Here is an 11081-nt window from a genome sequence, read left to right as displayed (position 1 = left end):
GGTTATTCCTTGCGCACCCTGGGGTCGACCAGGCCATAGGCGATATCAACAAGCAGGTTAATGGAAATGATCATTAACGAGAGCACGGTAATAACGCCTTGTAAGACGGGATAATCCCGGGCCGATACGGCTTCGAAAGCCAAGGTGCCTAATCCCGGCCAGTTAAAGACACGCTCGACAACCACGATACCGCCCAACAGCCCACCGAACTGCAAACCAAAATAAGTAATCAGCGGAATGGAGCAGTTACGCAGTGCATGTTTGTAGAGTACAACCGTGTTGGAAAGGCCTTTTGCCCGCGCCACCATGATGTACTGAGAGCGCAGGGTATCCAGCATAGTGGTTCGCACAAGGCGCACGTTGGTGGCGGTTAGAATGATCCCCATCGTCGCCGCAGGCATAATGAAGCTGGAGAAGCCCTCCATGCCACTGGGCGGCAGCAGGTTAAAAGTGATGGAGAGCAGTAGTACCAGCATGATGGCCAGCCAGAAGTTAGGAAAAGAGAGCCCGATCAGGGAAAAAATCCTGATCATCTGGTCGGGCCACCTTCCCCGCGATACCGCTGCCTTAATACCCAGCGGTATCGATACCACGATAGATACAAACAGCGAGGCAAAAGCCAGCGCCAAGGTGGCGGGCAGCGCGCGACCGATCAGGTCACTCACCGGGGTGCCGCCCATAAAGCTACGCCCAAAATCACCCACCACCAGCCCACGCAGGAAACCGATGTACTGGGCCAGGAAGGATTGATTCAAGCCCAAGGCTTCACGAATCCTTTCCAGATCCGCCTCGGTAATACTACCCGCCCCTTGTGCAAGCATCACCGCCGGATCACCGGTTAACCTGATCGCAAAAGAGACGATAAGCGTCACTGCGATCACCACAAAGACGGCCTGCAGTATTCGATAAAGAAGAAATTTTGCCACTATGACCCCAAGCCCGTAACGCTTACATGAAGTTTTTGTGAAGTGTCAGTGTGAAGGACCGGCCACCCTTTCAAGCGGCCGGATGGCGTTACGTTTATTCACTAACGTCCACATTGGTTAACCGCATACGGTTATCGGGAGCGGGCTCAAAATTCTCCACCCGGTCACTGACACCATAGAGGGCATTGATGCTATAGAGCGGCATTTCCAAGGCGCGATCCTGGGTATACTGCGCGATCGCCTGGAGCAGAGTTTCACGCTCTTCCTGATCAGTGATGCTGCGCTGGGCTTCGAGCATTTCATCTAACTCAGCGTCGCTGTCATAAGGATTCCAGCGTTCGCCAGTGTGGTACATCAGGTAAGCGGTATTGTCGAAGTCAAACGTCCATCCGCCCCATTTCTGCTGGAACATCTCACCAGTGCGGCCTGCCGGGATAATGTCGTTAAGGAGCACATTGGTTTCATATGGCTGGATCGACGCGGTAATCCCCACCCCTTGAAGGTAAGACGCTACCACCTGGGCCACCTCGCCAAAGGTTGCGTCGTTACCGCGCACATCTATTTGTACCGTTGCGCCTTGCTCGACGCCCGCTTCATCCAGCAATTCGCGTGCCTGCTGCGGATCATACGGCAGGGGCTCCATATCAGGGTCGTTACCGAAGGACTGAGCGCCCTGGAAGCTGGCAATCATTTCGCCCTCGCCAGCCAGGATGGAGTCGATAATCGCCTGACGATCCACGGCCATAATCATGGCTTTACGCACGCGTTCGTCGGCGGTAATACCTGATTGGGTGTTGAAGCGAATAGCTTCCACCGTCGGCGAAGGCACACTGACGATGCTGGCCCCGTCGTGGTTATTGATCGTGTCGATCATACCGATAGGAATCGTCGGCGGAATGACGATATCGACCCGCCCAGCCTGCAGTTCAGCCACAGCGGTGGAAGGCTCGGAGATAAAGCGGTAAGTCACTTCGTCAAGTTTCGGCGCGCCGCCCCAGTGATCGGCAAAGGCTTCAAGCTGAACATCTTCACGCGGATTATATTCCACTACTTTAAACGGCCCAGTGCCTACCGGATGGGTATTGAAATGGTCGTCGCCATGCTCGGCCAGGTATTCTGGAGGTACGATCATTGCGCCGTAACCCGCTAGCTTGGTGAGCAGCACTGGGTCGGGTTCATTGAGATGGAAGTCGACTGTGTACTCATCTATTACTTCTACGCTTTCAATCGCCGTATAGTTGGAGCGCTGGGGCCCCTGACCGCCCTCCTCGCCTAATAAGCGATCAAAGGTGAACTTCACCGCTTCAGCATTGAAGGGTTCGCCATTATGGAAGGTAACGCCTTCACGCAGAGTGAAACGAATGCGGGTACCATCATCCAGCTCTTCCCACTCGGTTGCCAGGCCGGGCACCAGCTCTAAATCAGGGCCTCGATAAGTCAAACCATCGAAAATATTGGTGGCAACCGAGGCCCAATTCACCAAAAAAGTGTCGATGGGATCCCAGCTGCCCGGATCTTGCGGCGAAGCAATCGTTAATGAACCAGCCTGCGCAGAGGCAGAGAAGGCAACGCTCAGAGCCATACCGGCGATGGCACCATTGGGCACGCGTTTGTTTTTCTTCATGGGATTACTCCTGTTGTTGTCTCACAGTTTTTATATCATCAGGAAACTAACTATGATGCCAAACGCTCGGCGCTGCCTACTTCCTGGGCAACGAAATGACCGCTAGCCACCTGCACTAATGGCAAATGTTCTGGCTCATCATCGACCTTACGAATGGGGCTAAGAATATCGCCCTGCAGCAATGTACGCTCCCGCCTCTGTGCGGGGTCGGCCACCGGCACAGCGCTCAACAGCTTGCGGGTATAGGAGTGCTGAGGCGAATCAAACACCGCCCGGCGCTCGCCTAACTCGACAACTTGACCAAGGTGCAATACCGCCACGCGGTGGCTCATTTTTTCCACTACAGCCATGTCATGACTAATGAACAGATAGGCCAAGCCTTCGTCTTGCTGCAACTCCATGAGCAAGTGAATGATCTGCGCCTGGATAGAAACATCGAGGGCGGATAGCGCTTCATCAGCAATGATCAACTTAGGCTTGGAAGCCAGAGCGCGGGCAATACAGATACGTTGGCGCTGGCCGCCGGAAAATTCATGGGGATAGCGTTCAGCCTGATCAGCGCTCAAACCAACGCGCTCAAGTAACTGGTTAACGCGCTGACGGATTGCTTTAGCACCATGCAACAAACCGTGCGTACGAATGGGTTCAGCTATCGAAAAGCCCACGGTTTTGCGGGGATCCAAGGAGGCAAACGGATCTTGAAAAATGTATTGCACTTCTTGGCGCAGACACATTTTTTCTGCCCGCGACATATCGGCTACGGCCTTACCACCAAAACGTATCGTACCGCTGGTGCTTTCCTGTAACTGTTGTATGGTGCGTCCGATGGTCGATTTTCCAGAGCCAGACTCACCGACCAATGCCAGGGTTTCACCGGGAAAAATGGTAAAGCTGACATTTTCCACTGCGTGTACGCGATGGCTGACCCCGCCCAAAAAGCCTTTACGGATATCAAAACGTGTAACTAGGTTTTCCACTTCCACTACAGGGACGGTATCAGTGCGGGCGGTATCCTGCTTAAGGCTTTCGCCACGCGTACGAGCAATATCCCCCTCTAATTCGACCAGCGGATCCATGCGGGGCAGGTCTTCCCCCCGCATGCTACCCAGCTTGGGTACCGCCGCTAGCAAGGCTTGTGTGTAAAGGTGCTGAGGTTGGGCAAATATCTTTTCCACCGACGCTTCCTCAACTTTTTCACCATGACGCATGACCACTACCTGGTCGGCCATTTCCGCCACCACCCCCATATCGTGAGTGATAAAGATGACGGCCATCCCTAGCTCCTGCTGCAGGTCGCGCATGATGGTAAGAATTTGCGCCTGGATAGTAACGTCCAATGCAGTGGTAGGTTCGTCTGCTACCAATACCTTGGGTCGACAGGCCAACGCCATCGCTATCATCACCCGTTGACGCATGCCGCCGGATAGCTGATGAGGGTAGCGTTTCAACATTGCTTCAGCATCGGATAAACGCACCAGCTTAAGCAGTTTTAACGCCTCAGCACGTGCTGATGTCTTGGTATGGTTTTCATGCAGCACCAGCACTTCGGTAATTTGATCACCGATGGTATAGACGGGATTTAGAGAGGTCATCGGCTCCTGAAAGATCATGGCGATATCCTTACCACGTATCTTACGCATCGCCTTATCGGAGAGTTGGGTAAGGTCTTGTGGCTGAGAACCATTGGCGTCACGGTGAAACATTATCGTACCGCTGGTAATCTCAGCGTTCATGTATTCCACCAAGCGCATAATAGCCAGTGAAGTCACAGATTTACCGGAGCCAGACTCACCGACAATGGCCGTTGTTTTGCCAGGATAAACATCAAAACTCAGGTTTCTGACAACGCGATTAGAGCCGAAATTGACGCTCAGTGAGCGAACCGATAGCGTGGGTGGTGTCGTCACAATTTGTTATACCCCTTCCCCTTGGATAGCGAACAGGCTCAGCGCTTTTCTTAAACATAAGTCGTGTATTGCAAGTCACTTCAAACTACTTACCCTGACAAACGTTTGTCAACTTATCCTTTTTAAGTATTTACTAACTACATTGTCGTTAAGAACACCTCTGCCACACTCCAGTTCTAACTAGCATTAAATTCACATGACATAAAAAAACTCCCGAGCGGGAGTTTTTGGCACTTTCACTTAATTTATATTGTCAAACTTAACTTACCCCACCCGGTGCTGCTTAAGCACAGTAAGGCTTCGCTCTTCTTCACTTAACGCTTCTTCGCTTTGCAATTGAGTGGGCGCTTGACGGGTGCCGACTAGCACGTACCACTCCGCCTCGGAAAGGAAGGTTTGGCACCAGCGGCCCAGGGCGGCGGCGCTCTCTTCGCGGCTAACTTCACCGCAGCGGTAATCGTTTGCTAAGTGGAGGAGATCTTGACGGGCGGTACGTGCACGGGCAGTGCCACCGTGTACTTTTGCCAGGGGGCAGCGTCGGTCATAGGAGGCGTTGGTTAACGCATTAAGCCAACGCTCTAGTTCATGTGCCTGAATTCCACCATACACTGCCACGCTTTAGCTCCCTGCCCCGTTGAAAGGGCATTAGCCTGCCCGATTTACGGGCTGCTGTCACGGTTAACCTTTACCCTTGTTTAGATGCAATTCCAGGCCTTTTTCTCGGGCCTGTTCAAAACCTTGTAACACGTTGACTACATTGACACCGATTGCATCCACCGCATAGCCCCCTTCCATCAAAAACACGCTAGGCAGCCCTACTTGAGCTAAGCGCTCACCTAATACGGTGAAATCTGCGCTGGTAAAGGTGAAGGCACTTATCGGGTCACCTTCAAAAATATCGACCCCTAGCGATACGATTAAACAGTCACAATCAACTGCTTTGATCTGCGCTAATGCCTGATCAAGTGTCGCTAACCAGGTAGCGACACTGGTGCCCGGCGGCAGGGGGTAATTGAAATTAAACCCCTCACCCTTGCCTTCGCCACCCTCATCAGCGTAGCCCAAATAGTAAGGAAAGGTTACATCGGGATCGCCGTGTAAAGAGATGAACAGGACATCGTCACGACCATAGAAAATCTGCTGAGTACCGTTGCCATGGTGGAAGTCGACATCAAGAACAGCCACTCTGCGCTTACCAGCATCTAAAGCGCGTTGGGCGGCAACCGCGGCGTTGTTAAAAAAGCAGTACCCGCCGAATTGATCAAACGCGGCATGGTGACCCGGGGGTCGACACAGACCAAAACTGGGTTCGCCTGTTTGCAACGTATACTCTACCGCGCCGAGTGCTGCATCTTTGCTCGCCATGGCGGCTTCAAAAGTGCCTTCTGAAATCGACGTTTCGGCCGCCAATGCGTAGTAGCCCAACTGCCCGCTGATAGAGCGCGGAATACGGTCACCCCGCATCGTTCGCGCTGGCCAAATATTGGGGATCGCTTCGCCGTTGTGCCCGGCCGCAACCCACTGCTTCCAACAGTTGGCTAAAAACGTGACGTAGTCAGCATCGTGTACCGCCATTACCGGTTCGAGTCCATAGGCTTTTGGAGCGCAAATATCACCAAGCCCGGACTGACGAAGTTGCTTGAGCACCAAATCGAGACGCTCAGGGCACTCAAACGGGGTAACCAACGCACCGTCATGCAACTCCGTACGCGCTTGGCGTAAGCGGCTCTCTTCTGAGTAGAATGTCAGCATGCTGGCTCCTTGATCTCAACCCACCGCGTTAGCGGGTAATAGTTACGTTGACTCTAATTGATAAGGCCTCTGCTTGGCCCAGCGACGTTTCTGGCTCGCTGTCTGTTGCTTTAATTGATATTCGGCCCGGCTAGCGGCGCTGCGATCTTCAAACGGTTCAGCTCCCAACAACGCGACGGGCGGGTTAGCACGGGTATAGCGCGCGCCTTTGCCCATGCAATGCGCTTGATAGCGCTTTGCGAGATTGTTTGTTATGCCCGTATACGTACCACGCTGGCACTCAAGCAAATAAACATACCAGCGGTTGGTGTTAGGCTGACTTGTGCCTTGTGTGCTATTCACTCACTCGTCTCATGGGTAGCAGCCAAGGATGCCATAAATTCTTTCAGCGCGTTAAGGGGCATGGGCTTCGCCAGACCGAAGCCCTGAAAAGTATCACATTGATAGTCCATCAGACGACGATGCTGCTCCTCCGTTTCAACCCCTTCTGCCACCACATTTAATCCAAGGTGGTGCGCCATAGAGATAATCCCCTGCACAATAGCCATATCATCGCGGCTATGCGTTATCTCATGAATAAAGCTACGGTCTATTTTCACCGTACTAATGGGCAAATCTTTTAAATAACTTAAACTTGAAAAGCCCGTGCCAAAATCATCAATAGAGACGCCTATTCGCATATCACGCAACGCTTGGAGTGTATCGATCGCCGCTTGCGTATTATTCATTAAAATACCTTCAGTCAGCTCCAACGATAGCAATTCCGGCGCCAGCCCGGTAGCCAGCAATGTTTGACGAAGGGTAGCGAGAAAACTGGCACGGTGGAACTGTAATGGCGACAGGTTCACTGCCACTCGTACTGGCTCTGGGCCTTGATGAATTAGTGATTGCATATCCAAGCAAGCACGATTAAGTACCCACTCACTTATCGGCATAATTTGGCCGGTAGTTTCCGCGAGTGAAATAAAACGGGCCGGCGAAATCCAGCCCTTGGTAGGATGATGCCAACGTATCAGCGCTTCTACACTCGCCAGTTGGCCAAAACGGTTTAACAAGGGCTGGTAATAAAGCTCAAATTCTTCACGCTCAATGGCTTCTTGTAGATCGTTACGCAACACCATGCGTTCGCTCACCGTATCGGTAAAGGCATGGGTATACCACTCGTAAGCATTACGTCCCTGCTGCTTGGCTTTGTACATCGCCATATCAGCTTGTTGAATCAGCATTTGCGCCTGCTGCGTGTCTTCTTGACTGAGCGAAATCCCGATACTGGCGGTTAAATACAGCTCTTGGGCATCAATGCAATAGGGACGTGCTAGCGATGCAAGTATTCGCTTTACTACTTCCAAAATATCCGCGCTATCAACGACAGTAGCATGCAGAATAACAAACTCATCACCCCCTAAGCGGGCCACAATATCATCTGATCTAACAGCCGCGGATAACCGTTTAGCCACGTCTTGCAATACCCGGTCACCCACGGCGTGCCCGAGATTATCATTGATAGGTTTGAAGTCATCTAAGTCCACAAACAGCACCGCTATTTGCTTTCCATGCTGCTGCGCAAGCGTAAATTGCTCTACTAGCTTGTCTTCAAAGAGCGCACGATTAGGTAGCCGGGTTAAATCATCGTGACTTGCGTGATAAGCCAATCGTGCTTCGTATGCTTTATGTTTGGAGATATCGTGTTGAACGCCAACAAAATGGGTAACGTGGCCCTCCTGGTCACGCACGGGGGAGACATAGAGGTCGTTCCAAAACGGCGTACCGTCTTTACGGTAGTTGCACAGTGTGACATGGACATCACGCTGCTCTTCAAGATGGCGATGAATTTGCGCGACGATAGCGGGATCGCTATCACGCCCCTGCAGAAAGCGGCAGTTTTTTCCGATAACATCTTCCTGCGTATAGCCAGTCATGACGCTAAACGCTCTATTGGCATACACGATTGGCATATCAGGCAGATTTGCATCAGCAATCAATACGCCGTTAACACTTGCCTCAACACTGCGTTCTAAGGTTCGTAACTGAGTTTGCTGCGCGCGGCTGGTGGTGACGTCCTGGGCAATGCCATAGATGCCTGCAACGTTGTTATTAATGTTGATAGGCAAGGCGATCAAATCTAACAGGTGCTGTTGCCCGTCACGGTCATAGATAGAGAGTTCAAAGCGTGTAATCTTGCCCTGCATAGCACTTTCAAAGTGCTGAGCCACATTCGCTAGCTCGTCGGCATTAATAAAATGTGTAAAGTGTTGTTCTAAAATTTCACTATTCGTGTAGCCGGTGATAGTAGTGCAGCTCGCATTCGCCGTAACAAAACGGCCCTGTGTATCGAGTGAAAACACCGCATCGGGATGATGGGTAAAAAGCGAACGATAACGCTGTTCACTGTCGGCGAGTGAGAGCTGCGCTGCTGATAATTCGCGGGTACGTGCAGTACCCATCCCCACCAAGCCCAAGCAAAATGCCAGCAACCAACTGAGCAACAGCCCGCCCATGGCAACGGTGACTGGCATAAAGCTCATCATGTGCCAGTTATAATGGGCGCCAGGATAGGCAAACAGAGTAAGATTGACGCCGCCCGGCAAGCCTGCACGACGCGATACTAACGCCATGTCAGGGGTTAAAACAGAATCAGCATTAAACCCAGCAGGATGTAGTACAAGTAACGGTTTCTCCCCACGATTCACACTCACTTGAAAGGGCCCTAACGCCATTCTCAGTTCATTATTGAGTAATTCAGCAATATCAAACGTTGCTAGCAACTGTTGGCCGCTGCTGAGCGTTGGGATCGTAAGCAACACCCGCTGGGGTTGTTCCTCCTCAGGCACCATCAAGCGCGGGCGGCCAAGCGGGAACTCCAACCATTCGCTTACGCGCGGCTTGGTTATTTGTTGTTGAAGCCACGCCTGCTCACTCACCATGCGGGCTGTCGACCACAGAGACTGATTCGCTTCATTGATTAGCGCCACAGCCTTTAAGCTTGGCATATCACGAAGATAGTGCTGCGCATCTGTTACTAATAAAGCTGTCTCAACGTTTCCACCTGCTGCTTCCAGACGCTCAGCCATGCGCTGCATTTGATGCAGGCGAACACGCATCGCCTGCTCGGCATTAAGCTGCACATTATCGAGTAAATAAATGGCCTGCTGCTGAGTGGTCGCATGCTGCTGCATGCTCAGCAGCAGCCATACGAGACTGCTGACCGCTACGCCGCTCAAAGCCGCTACGGTTGCCCAGCGCTCTAAATTAAGACGTTGCGATGGACGACGTATACCCAATGCAATCAGGGCGCTACCCAACAGCACAGCGAAAACCAACACCGCGACAGGCGACGATGAGAAAAGCGGGTTGTCTACTTCGACCCCGCTCCATAAGCGGGCTATCACGAGACCTGCAAAGAGCCACAGGGCGACCCCAGTGGCCAACCAACTTAAGCGGCGGCGGGGAGTAGCAAACCCTATATATAAGCAGAGTGCTACCGCCATTAACATGACAGCGGCAATCGAGGTAATTCTAAGATGGCCGGTTAACCACGAACCTTCCTGCCCGCCTGCCCATTGATTGTGCACAATGGTGTAAACCAATATAACCATCAACAGGCAAGCACTAAAACGCTGCAACCATCGCCAATATTGCAGCGCTGCCAAAAGCCCCACGCCTAAAAGCAGTGTTATCAGCGCAGCGTCAGGCACCAACGTCACGGCAAACAAGGCGTACTGAGCACCGATACTAAATAAGAGCCCTTCCACACCCATAAAAAGTAGCGTGGCTGCCACCATTAACAGTAGCGTTTCCAACGCCAAATCACGGGTATTTATCGGCATGTGTAATGAAGCCCCACTTAACACGTCACTGGCGGCTAACGTTTAAACTCGACGCTTTCCGACAGAGACTGTAACAACTCGTACTGTTGATTGAGGTAGTCGGCATAGCTACTAAGCGGACGGTAATCGATCAGAGAACCATGAACATGCTCGATAGTGTGCGCCAAGGCTGGCTGAGCCAGAGCCTGCTCGAATGCATTCGCCAATATAGCCAATCTTTCCGGAGCAGTCGTCAACGGTGCAAAAACGCCCCGGTCAGTCGTATTTACCATTTCGATACCTTGCTCTTTTAAGGTGGCGACCTCGGGCAAACCGGTTAATCTGGTTTCACCAGCCACACCCAGCGGTGTGAGCGCATTGGCGGCGAACAGACTACCCGCTGAGGGCAAGTTGAGCATCGCAAAATCAATTTCATGGGCGAGTAAGGCTGCCACCTGAGACCCGGTATCCGGGTAATGCACAAGCTCTACTGCCTCTGCAGCAATACCGGTTTGATGAAAAAAATGCAGCCAAAAAAAGTGGTCAGTGGATTGAGGAATGACGCCAAACAGCAACGGTTGGATCTGCTTAGCAACCAGTTCAGGAATATCACTGGCTCGTTGAATGGGGTGGCCTGCGTAGGTTGCGGGTATGTTCACTGTTCGTGTCATTAAGGCAACGGGCGAAAAAGCATGATGCGAATAGGCAGATGCTCCTGCGAGGTAAGCTAAATCAATGGTTTGATGACTGCCCAATAGCGTATACCCATCCGCAGCGGCATCTTTAACGACTTGCGAACCACGCGTGGCAGCACTGCCTGCGATATTGACGACCTCGATAGGCGTGCCTAAATAGTTTTGTGCTTCAGCGGCTATCTCACGAAACAGCACATCCGTGGCTCCGCCTTGGCCAAACGGCACGACAAGGGTAATGTCGGTGGTTGGGAAAGATTTATCTGCCAGCGTGGTAAAGCTCCAGGCGCATAGCCAGATTCCCAACCACCCTTTAAGCGTACTCCTTGAGCCTTTTCGCAAGTTCTTATTCTCCGACTGCTTTTTTATCCTAA

8 protein-coding genes are annotated in these 11081 nt (G+C 52.1%); all 8 read right to left on the bottom strand.

The genetic code is table 11. The features are described from left to right. Positions 1 to 2: 2 nt before the first annotated feature. Entirely contained in the window at positions 3 to 926 is a 924-nt protein-coding gene (locus ACUVOF_RS16075) for an ABC transporter permease (RefSeq protein WP_009287871.1), read from the bottom strand. A 94-nt stretch (positions 927 to 1020) separates the two neighbouring features. Continuing rightward, a complete protein-coding gene (locus ACUVOF_RS16070; RefSeq protein WP_447045299.1) occupies positions 1021 to 2550 on the bottom strand; it encodes an ABC transporter substrate-binding protein in 1530 nt (509 codons plus the stop codon). Positions 2551 to 2600: 50 nt separating this feature from the next. Continuing rightward, on the bottom strand, positions 2601 to 4457 hold the full coding sequence (locus tag ACUVOF_RS16065; protein WP_447045298.1) for an ABC transporter ATP-binding protein: 1857 nt from the start codon (positions 4455 to 4457) through the stop codon (positions 2601 to 2603). A 264-nt stretch (positions 4458 to 4721) separates the two neighbouring features. Further along, entirely contained in the window at positions 4722 to 5072 is a 351-nt protein-coding gene (locus tag ACUVOF_RS16060) for a hypothetical protein (protein ID WP_447045297.1), read from the bottom strand. A gap of 63 nt (positions 5073 to 5135) precedes the next feature. After that, positions 5136 to 6209, bottom strand: a complete 1074-nt coding sequence (locus ACUVOF_RS16055; RefSeq protein WP_447045296.1) for a histone deacetylase family protein — start codon at positions 6207 to 6209, stop codon at positions 5136 to 5138. Positions 6210 to 6251: 42 nt separating this feature from the next. Continuing rightward, positions 6252 to 6551 (bottom strand): GIY-YIG nuclease family protein, encoded by a 300-nt coding sequence (locus ACUVOF_RS16050; RefSeq protein ID WP_447045295.1) that lies wholly within the window; start codon positions 6549 to 6551, stop codon positions 6252 to 6254. Further along, entirely contained in the window at positions 6548 to 10036 is a 3489-nt protein-coding gene (locus tag ACUVOF_RS16045) for an EAL domain-containing protein (protein ID WP_447045294.1), read from the bottom strand. Before ACUVOF_RS16045 ends, ACUVOF_RS16050 begins: the two co-directional genes overlap by 4 nt. 35 nt (positions 10037 to 10071) lie before the next feature. Beyond that, positions 10072 to 11049, bottom strand: a complete 978-nt coding sequence (locus tag ACUVOF_RS16040; RefSeq protein WP_447045293.1) for a tripartite tricarboxylate transporter substrate binding protein — start codon at positions 11047 to 11049, stop codon at positions 10072 to 10074. Positions 11050 to 11081: the final 32 nt, after the last annotated feature.

The organism is Vreelandella sp. H-I2, from assembly GCF_052959335.1.
Note: the sequence above shows the minus strand (reverse complement) of the source record. Positions and strands in the feature narration are given on the sequence as shown.

What these genes read in the sequence shown, in the direction of transcription:
- ACUVOF_RS16070 (WP_447045299.1), bottom strand. Translation starts at nt 2,550, where the DNA reads ATGAAGAAAAACAAACGCGTGCCCAATGGTGCCATCGCCGGTATGGCT.
- ACUVOF_RS16055 (WP_447045296.1), bottom strand. Translation starts at nt 6,209, where the DNA reads ATGCTGACATTCTACTCAGAAGAGAGCCGCTTACGCCAAGCGCGTACG.
- ACUVOF_RS16045 (WP_447045294.1), bottom strand. Translation starts at nt 10,036, where the DNA reads ATGCCGATAAATACCCGTGATTTGGCGTTGGAAACGCTACTGTTAATG.